The sequence below is a fragment of the Rhizobium sp. X9 genome (assembly GCF_018873185.1).
In the GTDB taxonomy this organism is placed as follows: Bacteria; Pseudomonadota; Alphaproteobacteria; order Rhizobiales; family Rhizobiaceae; genus Agrobacterium; species Agrobacterium oryzihabitans.
Genome location: NZ_CP071311.1, coordinates 3028459 through 3044927 on the forward strand (window position 1 = coordinate 3028459; position 16469 = coordinate 3044927).

Sequence of the window (16469 nt, forward strand, 5' to 3'; positions counted from 1 at the left end):
CGACGATTGCCTGTGTCACCCGAACCTCGAATGTTTCTGTTTCGACGGTCAGCCCCTAACATGTGCGGCGAATGTCGGGAACATAAAAATGATGAGCCTGCATATGTCAGTGCCCGGTTTTGCGAGCTGCCGCCTTTTCCAGAGCGGAAAAGCCAGCGTGGATCAGAATCGCGAGCACGGCGACGATCAATCCGCCCTGAAGGATGAAGGCGAGATTGTTGGATTGCAGGCCGGCAATGATGACTTCTCCGAGTGTTCGCGCGGCGACTGTCGAGCCGATGGTCGCGGTCGACAGGCTGATGACCGCCGATAGCCGGATGCCCGCGAGGATCGCCGGAAGGGCAAGCGGCAGCTCCACTTTGACCAGCCTTTGCCAGCCCGTCATGCCGCTGCCTCTGGCGGCATCCATCACGGTTGCGGGCAGGGTGGTAAGTCCGGTCAGCGTATTTTCAAAGACCGGCAAAAGCGCATAGAGAAACAGCGCGATGAGCGTGGGTTTCTCGCCAAAACCGATCATCGGCACCGCAAGCGCCAAAACCGCCACCGGCGGAAAGGTCTGGCCAATATTGACGATGCTGCGCGACAGCGGCAGAAAATCCGCGCCGAAGGGGCGGGTGACTAGAACCGCAAGCGCCCCCGCCACCAGCGTCGCCAGCCCCGTCGCGATCCCGACAATGGCGAGATGCGACAGTGTCAGCGAAAGCAGGTTAGCCTGGGTGTAGATTGCCGGCGCATTGGCCTGCACGAGAGGGCGGAACACCGGCGCGAAGACCTGCGGCGCCGCGAGGAAGACGATCAGCGCCAGCACCAGAAGGCCGGGAACGAAAAACGAGGCGGCATTTTTCATGGGGTTCCGGCAGCACGCTGGAGGAGAACATCGCGCCGCACCCGGCCCGCCGGCTGGCCATCGTCTTTCAGCACCGGCAATGCATCGCGGCCCGCCCATAACATCGCCGACAGGGCGTCGCGCTGGCTGGTGTGCTCGCTCAGCGGTTCGCCATCAGCACTTCCCGGCTCCACGGCGTCTGCAACGGACAGGACGGACAGCAGTTTCAGGGCGCGCTCATTTTCGCCGATCATGGTTCGCACGAAATCCGTCGCCGGCTTCAGCACCAGTTCGGCCGGCGGGCAGTCCTGCACGATGCGGCCCTTGTCCATGACGGCAATACGGTCCGCCAGATGGAAGGCTTCGTCCATATCATGGGTGACGAGAACGATCGTGACACCGAGCTTCTTCTGAATATCGAGAAGATCGTTCTGGGCCTTGGCGCGGATCACCGGGTCCAGGGCGCCGAAAGGTTCGTCCATCAGGAGAATGTTCGGCTCGGCCGCAAGCGCGCGCGCCACGCCGACGCGCTGTTGCTGGCCGCCCGAAAGCTCATGCGGAAAGCGGTCGGCATAAAGCGCCGGGTCGAGCTGGAAGAGCTGCATCAGCGCGTCGATCTTCGCCTCGATACGTTTGCGGTCCCAGCCGATCAGCTGGGGTACGGTGGCGATATTCTCCGCCACGGTGCGATGTGGAAACAGCCCATGGCCCTGAATGGCATAGCCGATCTGACGGCGAAGCTTGTAGCCCGGCATGGTGCTCACATCGTCTCCGTCGATGCGGATCGTGCCGGAGGTCGGCTCCACCAGCCGGTTGATCATGCGCAGAAGGGTGGTTTTTCCCGACCCGGAAGTGCCGACGATGACGGTGACGGTGCGCGGCGCCACGGTCAGGGAGACCTGGTCGACCACGGCCGTATCGCCATATCGTTTCGTGATGGTGTCGATCTCGATCATGCCTTTTGCCTTCCGCCTGCGCTGAAGAGATTGCTGTCGATAAGGGCGTCGAGCGTAATCGCGGCGGCGAAGCCGAGTAGAACGGTCGGCACGGTGCCGAGCAGCACGAGGTCCATCGCGGTCTGTCCGATGCCCTGAAACACGAAAACGCCAAATCCACCGCCGCCGATCAGTGCTGCGATGGTCGCAAGACCGATATTCTGCACCAGGACAATGCGAATGCCGGTGAGAATGACCGGCATGGCCAGCGGAAATTCAACCCGCAACAGCCTTTGCAGCGGCGTCATGCCAAGCCCGCGCGCGGCTTCCCGCACGGCCTGCGAGACGCCGGAAAGACCGACAACCGTATTGGAAACGACAGGCAGCAGCGAATAGAGAAACAGCGCCACGAAGGCGGGGGCCATGCCGATGCCCGCGATGCCGATCTTCGCCGCGCCCGGCACATTGGCTGCCATCCATCCGAGCGGTGCAATCAGAAGACCGAAAAGGGCGATGGAGGGAATGGTCTGAACGATGTTGAGAGCGTTGAGCACCCCGGAGCGCAAACGCTCGACCTTGTAACAGAGAATGCCGAGCGGGATACCGGCCACGGTCGCCGCGACCAGAGAGCCGATGGCAAGCTCTACATGCTGCAGGGCTTCGGTCCAGAAAATATCGGCCCGGCCGGTATATTCCTTGATAATGGAGAGGTCATTCCAGAGGCCACTTGCCAGAACCACTGCAAGCGTCGCCATTGCCGCCAGCAACAGCAAAATCCGCACAGCCGGGTTCGGCTGTAGACGCGCAATGCAATCGGTTGCGAGCAGGGCAAGCCCGGCGAACATCAACCAGAAACCGCTGGCTGGCGAAACGCGGGCAAAACTGTTGCCTTCAGGCGTCAACGCGGAGGCCGCCTGCCCGACAAAGATCGCCAACGACGCAAGGCCAACCAGCGCGGCTGCGAGTTTCAGGCCCGCTGGAAAGCGGAAAAAGGCGATGAAGGCGGCGACAAGAATGATGGCGGCGAGAAGGATTGCAGCAGAAACCGGAAGGGCTTCGAAGATCGTCCGCGTTTCGCCCTGAATGATCCGGTTGGCGCGGAATGTCATGAAGGGTGACGCAAAAAGCGCGTAGAGAAGCAGGCACGAAATCAACACGCCCACCTTGTCAGGCCATTTCGTCAAATTCCGCTCCCCCGGATCATAGGTTCGAGCGGGATGGCAAAAACCGCATATGGTTTCCGCTATCCCACCCCAGCGTTTCACAGGTGATTATTTGAGAAAACCGTTCTTCGTCAGGAAGTCGGTCGCAACTGCCTTGGCCTGCTCACCACCCACCTGCACACGGGCGTTCAGCTCCTGCAGGGTTGCCAGATCCAGCTTCTCAAAAACGGGTTTCAGCAATGCCTCGATATTGGGGTTCTTTTTCAGAACCTCTTCGCGGATGATCGGCGCGGGCTGGTAGACGGGCTGCACATGCTTGTCATCCTCAAGCACCACCAGACCGGAGGGGGCAATGCCGCCATCGGTGCCATAGACCATGGCCGCATTGGCATTGTTCGTCTGGTTGGCGGCAGCCGCGATGGTGGCGGCGGTATCGCCGCCCGAAAGCGTGATCAGCTGGTCCGGTTTCATGGTGAAGCCGTAGGTGGTCTGAAACGCAGGCAGGGCGGCGGCGGAGTTGACGAATTCCGAGGATGCGGCGAGAACTACCTCACCGCCACCGGCAATGTATTTGCCGAAATCTGAAAGCGTCTTCAGATTGTTCTTGTCGGCGACATCCTTGCGCAGCGCAATCGCCCAGGTGTTGTTTGCGGGCGATGGTGTCAGCCAGACGATCTTGTTGGCGTCATAATCGAGTGTCTTGGCTTCCTGATAAGCCTTGGCGGCATCCTTCCAGAGCGGATCGTCCGCCTTGGAGAAAAAGAAGGCGGCGTTGCCGGTATATTCCGGATAGATGTCGATCTCACCCGCAGTGATCGCCTTTCTGACAACCGGTGTGGCTCCGAGCTGGATGCGGTCCGTTGTCTCGATATTGTTCTTGTTCAGGACGGCGAGGATGATGTTGCCGAGAACGCCACCCTCCGTGTCGATCTTCGACGACACCACCACCTGCGCCTGAGCGATGGAACCATAAAGTGCAAGCGCCAGTCCGGCGCCCGTCAACATCATCAAGCGTTTCATGAAAATTCCTCCGGTGGGTCAGCCTGTCGAACACGCGAAAAATCGTCGCCGCAATTGCGGAGAAACAAGAACGGCCGGGAGAACAAATGGTTGCAACGCCATTAGCGTTTTTTGCGTGAATGCGAGGGCACTGGTCCCGCTTAGGGTTTGTCGTCCCGCTTGCGAGCATCCTTGCCCATGACGAGCGGCATGAGAACCGACAGGAACAGAAGTCTGAGAACGTGATGCGAGCCGACATAGGCGGTATCGGCGTGCATCATCACGGCCATGGCCGCCATGGTTTCAAGGCCGCCCGGCGAATAGGCGATCATGACGGCATTGAGCGGAACGCCGGTGATGCCCGAAATCATCCAGGCGATACTTCCGGCGATCACCATCACGGCGATGGTGACGACGAAACCCGCCAGAAAGCCTTTCCGCACGTCCATCAGCGATACATTAGAAAAGCGCGTGCCGATGAGACAGCCGATCAGCACGTAGACCGGCAGGCTGAGCCAGGTCGGAACGCCACCCTCGGTAAGGCCGGTAATATGGGTGCCGATGGAAACGGCAACGCCGCCGAGTAGCAGGGCTGCGGGAAATTTCCATCGCAGGAAGAGCCACCCCATCGCAAGAGACGCGCCGATGGTCAGCCCAAGTGTGAACAGGCCCATCGGCGGGTTGACGATGAGCGGCTCGGTGCTGACGAGGTCGAAATATTCGACGATCAGCGGCACGGAAAGCGTGAGCGCCAGCACCCGCACGCTTTGCACGATGCTGACGGTCGCAAGGTCGCTTTTTGTCTCGGCGCCAAGACTGATGATGTAGCTGAGATGTCCGGGCGAAGCGCCGAGCATCGCCGTCTTGCGGTCGTATCCGAAGCCGTAATGCAGGATCCAGTAGGCGACATAAAGCATGATGACGACGGCGAAGAGCACGACGACGAAGCTCAGGGGCCACGTTTTTGCGGCATCGATGACCGAAGGCGTCACGCTCGTTCCCATCGAAATGCCGACGACGACGAAACAGGCATTGCGGATGAAGGCGGGAATTCCGAGCCTCACGCCGGCCAGTCCCGTGATCGTCACGGCGAGTGCCGGGCCGGAAAGAAAGGGAGCTGGGATATTGAGGAGGCTGGCGATGAGCGCACCCATGCTGCCGACAAGCGCGGTAAGCGCAAATGTATGGAATTCAGGCTTGATGATCATTGCGACGCTGATTGGTTGCTTCAAAAAAGCTCGCGACCAAATGCGCCGCTTCGTCTTGCGACGTCAACACGCGGGATAAAAAATATTATATTTCATGCGCGTTTTATAAAAGAAAAGCCCGTGGCCTTTGGACACGGGCTATGGCGATTGCCGATTGGGCAATGGGACGATCAGGCGGCCGGAAGAGCGGCAACCTTCGGCATTTCCGTATCGATCCCGAGCAGGAAGTTGATCTGCGGCCGGGCCTTGACGAGATCGTCAATGGAATATTCCGTCAGAACATCGAAGAACGCATTGAGCGCCTTGCGAAGCGCGGAGTTCAGCCCGCAGCTGTCCACAAGCGGACATTCGACAGCGCCGTCCTCGAAGCATTCCGCCATGGCGAAGCTGTCTTCGGTAACCTTCACCACGTCGAACAGGCTGATCTTCTCGGCAGGCTTGCCAAGCCGTACACCGCCGTTGCGGCCACGCACGGTTTCCACGAGGCCAGCCTTGTTGAGCGGCTGCAGGATTTTGAAAAGGAACAGCTCGGACACGCCATATGCCCTGGCAATCTCCGGAATGCGGCTCAGCTTGCCTTCATTCGCGGCGCAATACATCAACATGCGAACGGCATAGTTGGTCTGTTTGGTCAAACGCATGCTGGTCTCCTAACTCTCAATGTGGAGTTATATAGTCTCTTTTTCAGTTTAGAACAATTCCAGAAACCGAAAAAACTCGAACCCATCGGATATTTCTCGAACGACCTTGTTGACCGCTCCGATGATTCATGAACAAACAAGTCAAGAATCTGAATGTAATGGAGGCATTCGTAATGGCAAGCTTGAAATCGTGTTTTTCCGCTGCCGTTGTTTCGGGACTGACAATGGTTTTGGCTGCGCCTGCCGCTTTTGCGGATGGCGAGGTGAACGTCTATTCGTACCGGCAGCCTGAGTTGATCCAGCCGCTGCTCGATGCCTTCACGAAAGAAACGGGCATAGAGGCAAACGTTCTTTTCCTCGACAAAGGTCTGGTGGAACGTATTCAGGCCGAGGGCGTCAATTCGCCGGCCGATATCCTGCTGACCGTTGATATCGCCCGTCTCGTCGAGGCGAAAGAAGGCGGCGTCACGCAGCCGGTGCTGAACGATCCCGTCATTGAAAAAGATATTCCGGCCAACCTTCGTGACCCTCAAGGGGAGTGGTTCGGTCTGACGACGCGCGGCCGGGTGGTCTATGCCTCGAAGGAGCGGGTGACCCAGAAGGACATCTCCTATGAGGAGCTTGCCGAACCGAAATGGAAGGGCAAGATCTGCATTCGCGACGGCCAGCATTCCTACAATATCGCGCTGATCGCCTCGATGATCGCCCATCATGGCGTCGATTATACCCGGACATGGCTGACCGGTCTGAAGAACAATCTGGCCCGCAAGCCCGATGGAACAGACCGTAGCCAGGCGAAATCGATCTTTTCCGGCGAATGCGATATCGCGCTCGGCAATACCTATTATGTCGGCCTGATGCTGACCAACGACCGCGAGCCGGAAGAAAAGGAATGGGCGGGATCAGTGCGGGTGATCTTTCCCAATGCAGGTGACCGTGGCACACATGTGAATATTTCCGGCATGGCCCTGACGAAATACGCGCCCAACAGGGACAATGCGCTGAAGCTGATGGAATTCCTCGCATCGCGCGAAGCACAGGAAATCTACGCCAAGCAGGTCTTCGAATATCCGGTCCTGCCCGGCGCGGAGCCTTCCGATGTGGTGAAGGGCTTCGGCCCCATTAATCCGGACAAGCTGCCGCTGACGGATATCGCCGCCCATCGCAAACAGGCATCCGAGCTGGTGGATGAAGTCGGTTTCAACGACGGCCCAACCAACTGATGTCTGTGGCAACGCCCGTGATCGGTTGAGGGGCAGGCTGCCGGCGGATCAATTGCCCGCCGGCTTGTCATCCAGAGACGCGTTATAGTCGATGATCGCCTTGCGCCTTTCCGGCGTTCCGGGATGGGTGGACACGATGCTGGTGCCGCCCTTGTCGCCCAGTTTGTCCTCAAGCAGTGCAAAGAAACGTTCGATTGCGGTGGGATCCAGCCCGGCCTTGCGCATCAGTTCCACGGAGCGCTGGTCGGCCTGACGTTCGGCATCGCGCGAATGCGACAAAGCCAGAAGACCGCCGCCCTGGGTGAGAATGTCTTCCATTGCCGAACCGACATCGCCGGCAATCAGCATGACGAGACCGGCGACCCCGGCAGCGCGGTAGAGTTGCCGCAGGCTGTGTTCATGTTCGACATGGCCGATTTCATGCGCAAGAACGCCAATGATCATCTGCCTGTCGTCGCCGGCCAGCTCCACCAACTCGTCGGTCAGCACGAGCGTCCCGTCCGGAAGCGCGAAAGCGTTGGGGCCGATATAACCGCCATTGCGAAAATTCAGCTTGTAATCTTCGGGCGAGCCCTTCGCATGGGTGACTATTCTGGCGAAGTCCGAACGGATCGCGTCCTGTTCCGCCTGTGGCAGGGTGCTCGCAGAAAACACCGTTTTGTCAAAGGCCTGAAGCGTGCTGGCCGACATGACCTGAGGCACGATCGGCGGGGTCACGGCAACCGCCACTTCCACCAGGGCCGGAAGCGCCAGTTTGTAGGTGCCGTAGGCCAGAAGAACGGCTGCTGCCGTGATGCCGACCAGCCGCGGGCGAAACTGTTCCAGCCAATGCACAAAGCCGGCACGTTTCGTGATGTGCTGGCCGAGCAGCCGGTCCACCCCGTCATTGTCGCGTGTTTCGAACAGGGATCCGTCAGGAAAATGCAGCTCGCGGGGAATGGCCCCGACCCGATGGCTGATCTCGACGGTTTTTATCTCGGCCTGGGTTCTGACGTGGTTGTCCTTCGCATCGAGCACGAGAAGGACCGTGCCGCCAAGTTTTAACCTGGCGGCGCTCGAAAGGTTGGAGCGAGCGGCATGCCACTCGCCCGAAACGGTTTCTCCGGTATCAGAAACCAAATTCGAAACCTTCCATATCCATATATTCGGCGCTGACGGCAGCGCCCGTCGCCTCCATCGAGGAGAGAACCTCGCCCACATCGCCGTTGAAACGGATTGCCGTACGCTCGACGGTGTAACGCGCCTCGCGCACCGCCGCCCACGGCCGCATCAGGCCAAAGGTGAAAACGGTGACGATCAGGTTGGAGATGACGATCCACAGATATCGGCCGCGATGAAGGTCGCTGCGCAATTCGTGCTTTCCGTCAAGCAGCATGGACGAGATGACGACGTTGCGCACGCCGGTGCGATAGACCACGCCTGCAAGGCCATAGACCAGAAACGCGCCGAAAAGGCCGATATAGAGGGAGGCAAGCGCGGTCACCATGGCAGCCGTCTCATCTTCGAGCATCGCGCTGTTGGCGGCAAAGCCGGCAATGCCGAAGAAGCCGACCACGATGCTGCCGATCACGACCATGATGGCGGGAATGATCCAGACCCGGTACAGCGCGCCAATCTTGGGATCGGCAGTAAACGGCCGATCACCATAACGCAGATTGCTGAAAATGTATCGGTTCGCCCAGCGGCTGGCCAGAGGCGCCAGAATACCGAAGGAAAAGAGCGCAACGAGGCCGCCGAGCAGAATGGAGACGAAAGCGCCACCGGCTGTGCCGACAAAATCAAAACGCACGTTACGATAGCTCGTCACACGCGCATTGAATCGGATGCTGCGTGTAATGAGCCAGGGAAAGAAGATCATAAGAAGGATCGCCGGCACGAAGACCAGGAACGGGTGGATGAGGCCGACAAGCTGCGAGATGACGATGAAGGCAAAGGCGATCAGGCGGCCCTTGAAGATTTGTCCGCCGGTGGCGTGATAACCGAAGGCGCGGCCGGCGAGCACGGTATTTCCGTTGAAGTAACGCTTGCGGCGCACCTTTGCCCAGGCGGAATAGATGCCGATGGTGATGATCGTCAGAAGAATATTGACGATCCAGATGCCGAAATATTCCTTCGCGTTTCCGGTGAAAGAACCGCGTTCGATCGCGCGCTGATCCGCACGGACAGAGATGTCACTCATAAATAATCCCTCATGGCATGCCCCTCTCCGGGCAGATTGAGTTTGCAAGCTTCCCCGTTATTCATCGGTTTGGCAGCGTCCCCACGCCGCATCGGGACTCTTACGCGATAACAGCTTTAAGTGGAATTATTTTGACAGAAGAAAACTTGATTTTTCTGGTTATCTTTTAACCAAAAGGGCCCCGCCGTAAAATCGGCGGGGCCTTCTGCAAGATCGCGGGTTGTTCCGGCTTATTTCATCGTCGGCATGACGAATTCAGCACCCGATTTGATGCCGGATGGCCAGCGCGAGGTGATCGTCTTGGTCTTCGTCCAGAACTTGATCGAATCCGTGCCGTGCTGGTTGAGGTCGCCGAAGCTCGAGGCCTTCCAGCCGCCGAAGGAATGGTAGGCGAGCGGAACCGGGATCGGAACGTTGATGCCGATCATGCCGATATTGATGCGGCTTGCAAAATCGCGGGCGGCGTCGCCGTCACGGGTGTAGATCGCAACGCCGTTGCCATATTCATGCTTCATCGGCAGTTCGAGCGCGTCTTCGTAATTCTTGGCGCGAACGACGGAGAGAACCGGTCCGAAGATTTCCGTCTTGTAGATGTCCATATCAGGCGTCACGTGGTCGAACAGGCAGCCGCCGACGAAATAACCGTCTTCATAGCCCTGCAGCTTGAAGTCGCGGCCGTCGACTAGCAGCTTTGCGCCCTGTTCGACGCCGCTGTCGATCAGGCCCCTGACGCGCGTCTGCGCTTCCTTGGTGACGAGCGGGCCCATATCGGCCTTGTCGTCGGTATAGGGACCGATTCTCAGGCTTTCGATCTGCGGGATAAGCTTTTCAACGAGACGGTTCGCCGTCTCTTCGCCAACCGGAACCGCAACGGAAACGGCCATGCAGCGCTCGCCGGCCGAACCGTAACCCGCGCCCATCAAGGCGTTCACGGCCTGATCGAGATCGGCATCCGGCATGATGATCATGTGGTTCTTCGCGCCGCCGAAGCACTGCGCGCGCTTGCCGTTCATGGCGGCGGTGCCGTAGACGTAGCGGGCGATCGGCGTCGAGCCGACGAAGGACACCGCGCCGATATCCGGATCGGTCAGGATGGCGTCGACAGCGCCCTTGTCGCCGTTGACGACGTTGAGGATACCGGCCGGAAGACCGGCTTCAATCATCAGTTCGGCAAGACGGATCGGCAGCGACGGGTCGCGCTCGGAAGGCTTGAGGATGAAGGCGTTGCCGCAGGCAATTGCCGGCGCAAACATCCACATCGGGATCATGCCGGGGAAGTTGAACGGCGTAATGCCTGCGCCAATACCGACCGGCTGGCGGATCGAATACATGTCGATGGCCGGGCCGGCGCCTTCGGTGAACTCACCCTTCTGCAGATGCGGAATGCCGCAGACGAATTCGCAGACTTCGAGGCCGCGCACTATATCGCCTTTGGAATCCTCGACGGTCTTGCCGTGCTCGCTGGAGAGCAGCACCGCCAGCTCGTTCATGTCGCGGTTCAGAAGTTCGACGAACTTGAAGAAAACGCGGGCGCGGCGCTGCGGATTGGTGGCGGCCCATTTCGGCTGTGCCGCTTTGGCGCTTTCCACGGCGGCGCGCAGCTCGGCTTCGCTGGCAAGCGCAACGGTCGCCTGCACTTCGCCGGTCGCCGGGTTGTAGACATTCGATGTGCGGCCGCTGGTGCCGGGCACATGCTTGCCGTTAATGAAATGACCGATTTCCTTCATGGGGCTTTCCTCCGCAATTTTTTGATGGGCGCAGCATTGCACTTGAATTTGTACAAATCAATGAACTCAGATAAGAAACCGTTGTGCGTAAATTAAAGCGCGAGATGTGTTTTGAGGCTGATTTCCTGCACCGGCGAGTTCGTCGGCAAAAAAGAGAGTCAAAAGATGGCGAGCGATGAACCTGTCGTAAGGATGGCTGAAATCGAAATCGATCCGGCCCATCTGGAAGCCTATCGTAGATTGCTTGCAGAAGAAATCGAGGCTTCGGTCAGTCTTGAAACTGGCGTGCTTGCATTAAATGCGGTGGCGATCAAAGGCAGCCCGGAAAAAATTCGCATTCTCGAAGTTTATGCAAACCGGGCGGCATACGAGGCGCATCTGCAGACGCCGCATTTCCTGAAATACAAAGAGGGTGCGGCGGGAATGGTGACATCGCTTACTTTGATCGAGGTTGAACCCGTCATGATGCGCAGCAAGCCATGAATTGGGATGATGTCCGCATATTCCTTGCCGTTGCTCGCTCCGGGCAGATCCTCGCCGCATCGAAACGGCTTGGATTAAACCACGCAACGCTATCGCGACGATTGACGCTGCTGGAACAGGCGCTGAAGACCCAATTATTTATCCGCAGGACGAACGGCTGCGAATTGACGGAGGAGGGGCAGCGGTTCTTGGGCGCCGCCGAGCGCATGGAAACCGAAATGCTGAACGCCCAGGCTAACCTCGGCCGGGTCGATACGGCAGTGGCGGGAACGGTGCGTATCGGCGCACCGGATGGTCTCGGTGTGTCCTTTCTCGCACCTCGGCTTGGCCGGTTGACCGCGCGCTATCCCGATCTGAAGATCCAGCTCGTTCCGGTGCCGCGCTCATTTTCACTGTCGCAGCGCGAGGCTGATATCGCCATCACCATCGAAAGGCCGGAGCAGGGCAGGTTGATGTTTTCAAAACTCACCGACTATTCGCTCGGGCTGTACGCATCGGAGGCCTATCTCGCTGAATACGGAACGCCGACGGATGTCGACGCACTGAAGCGCCATCGCCGCATCGGTTACGTGGAGGACCTGATCTTTTCGCCCTCCCTGAACTACACCGGCGAGATCATGCGCGATTGGGATGCCGCCTTTGAAATCTCCAGCGCCACCGGCCAGACGGAGGCGGTGCGCTCCGGCGCCGGTATCGGTATCCTGCATAATTACATCGCCGGGCAATATCCCGAACTTCTGCGGATCATGCCACATCTCGGTATCAGCCGGTCCTACTGGACGGCCTATCACGAGTCCGCCCGCCAATTGGTTCGTGTCCGCACCGTGGTCGATTTTCTTCAGGAACTCGTAGCCGAAGAACGGCGAATCTTCACCTGAAACCGACGTTTCCGATCTATTAGTAATATTATTATGCTAGTCCTCGCGCTCCGGGCTTGACAAGGCATGGTTGGCTGAACGACCAATGCAGCCATTGGGAGAAATCGGAACCTGACATGTCGAATATGATAAGAAAGCTGTCGCCGACCGGCCTCGGCGTCGCGGTCATGCTGCTTGGAATGCTGCTTTTCGCGTTGAACGACGCCATGGGGAAATGGCTCGTCTCCACCTATAGCCAGGGCCAGGTTATCCTGATCCGAAGTGCTGCGGCCCTTGTCATTCTCGTTCCGATCGTCTGGAGAGCCGGTCTTCCCGGCCTGGTAAAAATCGAGCGGCCATTTCTGCAAGTGGCGCGCGTATTTTTCTCGACCGCCGAGCTTTTCTGTTTCTATTTCGCCGTTGCGAGCCTGCCGCTGGCCGATGTCATGACCTACTGGCTTGCAGCCCCGATTTATGTGGCGGCGCTCTCGCCCTTTCTGCTCGGAGAAAAGGTGGGCTGGCGTCGCTGGACGGCCATCGCCATCGGTTTTGTCGGCGTTCTCATCGCGCTGAAACCAAGCTCGGCGAGCCTCACCTCCGCAGCTCTGTTCTCCATTCTCGGCAGCGCCGCATTTGCCTTCATGATGTTGTCCGGACGCCAGCTCCGCAATACGCCGGATACCGTGCTTGCCTTCTGGCAGATCATCGGCGCCGCCCTTGCGGGCATTGTTGCGGTGTTCGTCACGCCGTCCGGCTGGTTGCCGGTTCAGTCCGGTTTCGATCTCGCGTTCCTCGGCCTGCTCGGCGTGGTCGCCATGGCGGCGCACGTGCTCGTCAACCGGGCACTTAAACTTGCCGATGCCGCAACCGTCGCGCCGTTGCAATATACATTGCTGCTCTGGGCGGTGATTTTCGGTTGGCTGTTCTTCGGTGATATGCCGCAGACGAGTATTGTCGTTGGAGCAGGCCTGATTGTTTTGTCCGGCCTTTATATCTTCTTCCGCGAAAATACGCTCAAACGCCGCCGCGAAACCGCCGAAGGACTGGCTGCGGAGCAGGTTTGATCTTCCTTGTCCGCCCCGGTTACAATCACGGGACTTGACGAAGGCGTGATCTTCAGGGAGTAAGAAGGGGTCCTGCGATCATATGTCTCGCAAGGGCAGAGGAAACAAAGGTGCCGGGCCCCTCTGGCGAGAGTTTTACGGCGCTCTCGCGATGTCGGTACCGCCTGCAAAAATTGGCCGGCGGATTAAAAACTATGAAAAACCTGAATGTGCTTCGCGCGCGTGCTTTCTGCGTGCGGCCCGACGTCCTGCGTCGTTCCGCAATCGCTCTCGTTACCGGAGGTAACCGGACATGAGCGCCGCCCAGAAAACCACGCTGTCCTACTTCAAGTGGGCTTTTATCGTCACCGTCGTCGGTCTGATCCTTGGCGGTTATCTCGGCTGGGAAATGACCGGAACGGTCAGCGGCACAGCGACGATCTTCTTCATCTGTGCGGTGCTTGCCGTGCTGGAAATCTCGCTTTCCTTCGACAACGCCATCGTCAACGCCAACAAGCTCAAGGAGATGACGCCGGTCTGGCAGCATCGCTTCCTGACCTGGGGTATCCTGATTGCCGTTTTCGGCATGCGTATCGTCTTCCCGCTGCTGATCGTGGTCGTCGCCGCCAATGTCGGCCCCTGGACCGCGCTTGTCATGGCCGCCACGGAGCCGGAACGTTATTCCGAGATCATGCGTGACGCCCATTTGCCGATCGCTGCTTTCGGCGGCACCTTCCTGATGATGGTTGGCCTCAACTTCTTCTTCGACCATGAAAAGGATGTGCACTGGGTGCGCTGGATCGAGGAAAAGGCTGCGGTCTATTCCTCCGTGAAGGGCATCGAGATCGCCTTCGTGCTGGTTGTCATGCTGGTCTTTTCCCGCATCATCGGCGCAAGCGACAATCCGGAGCTTGGCCCGGTTGCGGCCAACACCTTCTTCCATTCGGCGATCTGGGGTCTTCTGACCTTCCTGCTGGTGGAAGTCGTCGGCGGTATTCTCGATCGTAGCCAGGAAGTGCTGGAAGGCGCTGCAAAAGGCGGCTTCGGTGCGTTTCTTTACCTCGAAGTGCTAGACGCGAGCTTCTCCTTCGATGGCGTTATCGGCGCCTTCGCGCTCACCCAGAACCTGTTCATCATCGCCATCGGCCTCGGTATCGGCGCCATGTATGTGCGTTCGATGACGATCATGCTGGTCGAAAAGGGAACGCTTGCCGAATACCGCTATCTGGAACACGGCGCCTTCTACGCGATCCTTATCCTGTCGGTCATCATGTATGTCCAGACCATGTTCCACATACCGGAGGTCATCACCGGCCTTGGTGGTGCGACCCTGATCGGCATCTCACTCTGGTCTTCGATCCGGCATAACCGGCGCGAGAGCGCCGATGCGGTTGAAGCGGCACGCGGCGCGGAAATCTGATCCGCAATGATCCTTGCCTTCCGCTGTCATGGCGGAAGGCGGTTTTTAGGCACTGAATTTCTGGGTGCCTATTTTTGTTGCTTTGTTATCAGCGCGCAAATTTTACTCAGTCTGGGGCGTGCAAGGTCAGATCGCTGATTCCGGGCGATCCGGAAAGATCTTTCCAAAACTCCACGTCATCTCGGGCTTGACCCGAGGACCCATAACCCGTTGAAATCGTGGATCCTCAGGTCAAGCCCGAGAATGACGCAGGGGAGATTGCAATCTTTTACGATCGCCCACTTTGCTGCCCTTTGTGCGTCGCAGCAAAACTGGCACGCTTCCTGCATCTCATGTTGCAAGTCCAGAGGGGACATTGAAAGCCCGGAAAACGGGAAAATAAACACCGCCGTGCCGCGCGACCTCAGAGGTTTGCGAAGGCACGGCGGTTTTGTTTGTGCGCCAAGGTTCTTGAGTTTTGCTTTCGGTTGAATGAAAACGGTTGGATAACGACTGGAAGGTTGACCGGTTTGCCTGCAGAACTTTCGCCGACGGAGGCCTTGGGGCTTTGGCATCGCGTATCCACGGCGCAGGTAACAGCCGATGCGCCGGATTTGACCTTGCGTCAGACCGCAATCCTGCTGCAGATTTATCTTGTGCCGCCACCCCACACCGTCCGCGGGCTCGCTGCGATGCTGGGCGTGACCAAGCCGGTCATCACCCGCGCCCTCGACAGTCTCGGGGCGCTCGGGCTGGTTGACAGGGTGCGGGACGAGCGGGACAAGCGCAATGTTGTGATAAAACGCACGGTGGCAGGTGCGCTCTATCTGGAAAAATTCGGCGATCTGATTATTGATCAGGCGCGCAAGATCTAACCTCTGGATGTGAAACCATGATGCTCGACCGCCGCCTGAATGTCTTCCGCTCCGATCTGGCCGATGAGAAACTGCAAGGTGTGGTTCAGGCCGAGCGTTTCGTCAGCGGTTCGCCCGCCCAAATCGCGGTCCCGGTGATTGGCCTGCGACCGACGCCGGACCTGGCCGCCGGCATCGACACGGAGCTTCTGTCTGGCGAAACCGTGCGCGTTTTCGACCGCGCGAACGGCTGGGCTTGGGTGCAGGCGGATGCGGATGGTTATGCCGGTTATGTGCCGGAGACGGCAATAGGCGATGTCGTTGCCGTCACCCACCGGGTGGTTGCGCCGCGCACCTTCCTCTATCCGGCTGCAGAATTGCGCAAACCGCCAGTCACCGCCCTTTCCATGGGCAGTCTGATCCGGATCGTCGGTGAGGCCGAGACACGTGGCACCCGCTACCTGCTGACCGAAAACGGCGAGGGCATCATCGCCGCCCATTGCCAGCCAGCCGATGCCGCTCTTGAAGAAGACTATGTCGCGGTGGCCCTGCGCTTTATCGAAACACCTTATCTCTGGGGCGGACGCTCCGGATTCGGCATCGATTGTTCCGGCCTTGTGCAATTGTCCATGGCCATGACGGGTCGGCGGGTCCTGCGCGATACCGACATGCAGGTGAAATCGCTCGGCGTGGAAATCGAGCGTGACGAGTTGCGCCGCGGCGATCTGGTTTTCTGGAAGGGCCATGTCGGCCTCATGGAAAACGAAGATACGCTGCTGCATGCCAATGGCCACACCATGAATGTCGCGCGCGAAAATCTCGATGCGGCCATCGAGCGCATTGGCTGGCTTTATGAGCAGCCGACGGCTTTCCGGCGTCTGGAAAGCTGAGACGGCGGCTTTCACGAAATTGTGCCTGCCTCGCCCTTTGTG

16 protein-coding genes are annotated in these 16469 nt (G+C 58.8%); 7 read left to right on the forward strand and 9 right to left on the reverse strand.

Going from position 1 to position 16469, the window contains the following annotated elements; all coding sequences use genetic code 11:
- Positions 1 to 106: 106 nt before the first annotated feature.
- The 6 genes from JZY08_RS14530 to rirA form a co-directional block, all read right to left on the reverse strand.
- Positions 107 to 847, reverse strand: coding sequence for an ABC transporter permease (locus JZY08_RS14530; protein ID WP_137038494.1), 741 nt, complete (start codon positions 845 to 847; stop codon positions 107 to 109).
- Positions 844 to 1782 (reverse strand): ABC transporter ATP-binding protein, encoded by a 939-nt coding sequence (locus JZY08_RS14535; protein WP_216330518.1) that lies wholly within the window; start codon positions 1780 to 1782, stop codon positions 844 to 846. The genes JZY08_RS14530 and JZY08_RS14535 overlap by 4 nt, the downstream gene beginning before the upstream one ends.
- Complete coding sequence (locus JZY08_RS14540; RefSeq protein WP_216330519.1) at positions 1779 to 2945, reverse strand: ABC transporter permease; 1167 nt, start codon at positions 2943 to 2945, stop codon at positions 1779 to 1781. Before JZY08_RS14540 ends, JZY08_RS14535 begins: the two co-directional genes overlap by 4 nt.
- Positions 2946 to 3032: 87 nt before the next feature.
- Positions 3033 to 3944 carry an ABC transporter substrate-binding protein gene (locus JZY08_RS14545; protein WP_003493222.1) on the reverse strand — a complete coding sequence of 304 codons (912 nt, stop codon included), beginning with the start codon at positions 3942 to 3944 and terminating at the stop codon, positions 3033 to 3035.
- A 140-nt stretch (positions 3945 to 4084) separates the two neighbouring features.
- Positions 4085 to 5131, reverse strand: a complete 1047-nt coding sequence (locus JZY08_RS14550; protein ID WP_216330520.1) for an AbrB family transcriptional regulator — start codon at positions 5129 to 5131, stop codon at positions 4085 to 4087.
- Positions 5132 to 5301: 170 nt separating this feature from the next.
- On the reverse strand, positions 5302 to 5772 hold the full coding sequence (gene rirA / locus JZY08_RS14555; protein ID WP_003493229.1) for an iron-responsive transcriptional regulator RirA: 471 nt from the start codon (positions 5770 to 5772) through the stop codon (positions 5302 to 5304).
- A gap of 173 nt (positions 5773 to 5945) precedes the next feature.
- Here rirA and JZY08_RS14560 point away from each other — a divergent pair, with 173 nt between their 5' ends.
- Positions 5946 to 6995 carry a Fe(3+) ABC transporter substrate-binding protein gene (locus tag JZY08_RS14560; RefSeq protein ID WP_253204027.1) on the forward strand — a complete coding sequence of 350 codons (1050 nt, stop codon included), beginning with the start codon at positions 5946 to 5948 and terminating at the stop codon, positions 6993 to 6995.
- A 48-nt stretch (positions 6996 to 7043) separates the two neighbouring features.
- Here the strand turns inward: JZY08_RS14560 and JZY08_RS14565 are convergent, their stop codons facing one another.
- From JZY08_RS14565 to JZY08_RS14575, 3 genes are all read right to left on the reverse strand, one after another.
- Positions 7044 to 8114: a M48 family metallopeptidase gene (locus tag JZY08_RS14565; protein ID WP_216330521.1), complete on the reverse strand. Its 1071-nt coding sequence runs from the start codon at positions 8112 to 8114 to the stop codon at positions 7044 to 7046.
- Positions 8104 to 9174: a YjgN family protein gene (locus JZY08_RS14570; RefSeq protein ID WP_216330522.1), complete on the reverse strand. Its 1071-nt coding sequence runs from the start codon at positions 9172 to 9174 to the stop codon at positions 8104 to 8106. Before JZY08_RS14570 ends, JZY08_RS14565 begins: the two co-directional genes overlap by 11 nt.
- Positions 9175 to 9404: 230 nt before the next feature.
- Entirely contained in the window at positions 9405 to 10901 is a 1497-nt protein-coding gene (locus JZY08_RS14575; protein WP_082183471.1) for a CoA-acylating methylmalonate-semialdehyde dehydrogenase, read from the reverse strand.
- Between the two features lie 165 nt (positions 10902 to 11066).
- Here JZY08_RS14575 and JZY08_RS14580 point away from each other — a divergent pair, with 165 nt between their 5' ends.
- The 6 genes from JZY08_RS14580 to JZY08_RS14605 all read left to right on the forward strand — a co-directional run bounded on the left by JZY08_RS14580 (position 11067) and on the right by JZY08_RS14605 (position 16427).
- The gene (locus tag JZY08_RS14580; protein WP_137038737.1) at positions 11067 to 11384 is read left to right on the forward strand and encodes a putative quinol monooxygenase; all 318 of its coding nucleotides are present in this window, start codon (positions 11067 to 11069) and stop codon (positions 11382 to 11384) included.
- The gene (locus tag JZY08_RS14585; RefSeq protein ID WP_216330523.1) at positions 11381 to 12262 is read left to right on the forward strand and encodes a LysR family transcriptional regulator; all 882 of its coding nucleotides are present in this window, start codon (positions 11381 to 11383) and stop codon (positions 12260 to 12262) included. The genes JZY08_RS14580 and JZY08_RS14585 overlap by 4 nt, the downstream gene beginning before the upstream one ends.
- A gap of 116 nt (positions 12263 to 12378) precedes the next feature.
- A complete protein-coding gene (locus JZY08_RS14590) occupies positions 12379 to 13305 on the forward strand; it encodes a DMT family transporter (RefSeq protein WP_175414385.1) in 927 nt (308 codons plus the stop codon).
- Positions 13306 to 13597: 292 nt separating this feature from the next.
- Positions 13598 to 14704 carry a DUF475 domain-containing protein gene (locus JZY08_RS14595; protein ID WP_082183474.1) on the forward strand — a complete coding sequence of 369 codons (1107 nt, stop codon included), beginning with the start codon at positions 13598 to 13600 and terminating at the stop codon, positions 14702 to 14704.
- A 509-nt stretch (positions 14705 to 15213) separates the two neighbouring features.
- A complete protein-coding gene (locus JZY08_RS14600) occupies positions 15214 to 15558 on the forward strand; it encodes a MarR family winged helix-turn-helix transcriptional regulator (protein WP_035219481.1) in 345 nt (114 codons plus the stop codon).
- A gap of 17 nt (positions 15559 to 15575) precedes the next feature.
- Positions 15576 to 16427 (forward strand): NlpC/P60 family protein, encoded by an 852-nt coding sequence (locus JZY08_RS14605; RefSeq protein ID WP_216330524.1) that lies wholly within the window; start codon positions 15576 to 15578, stop codon positions 16425 to 16427.
- Positions 16428 to 16469 lie beyond the last annotated feature (42 nt).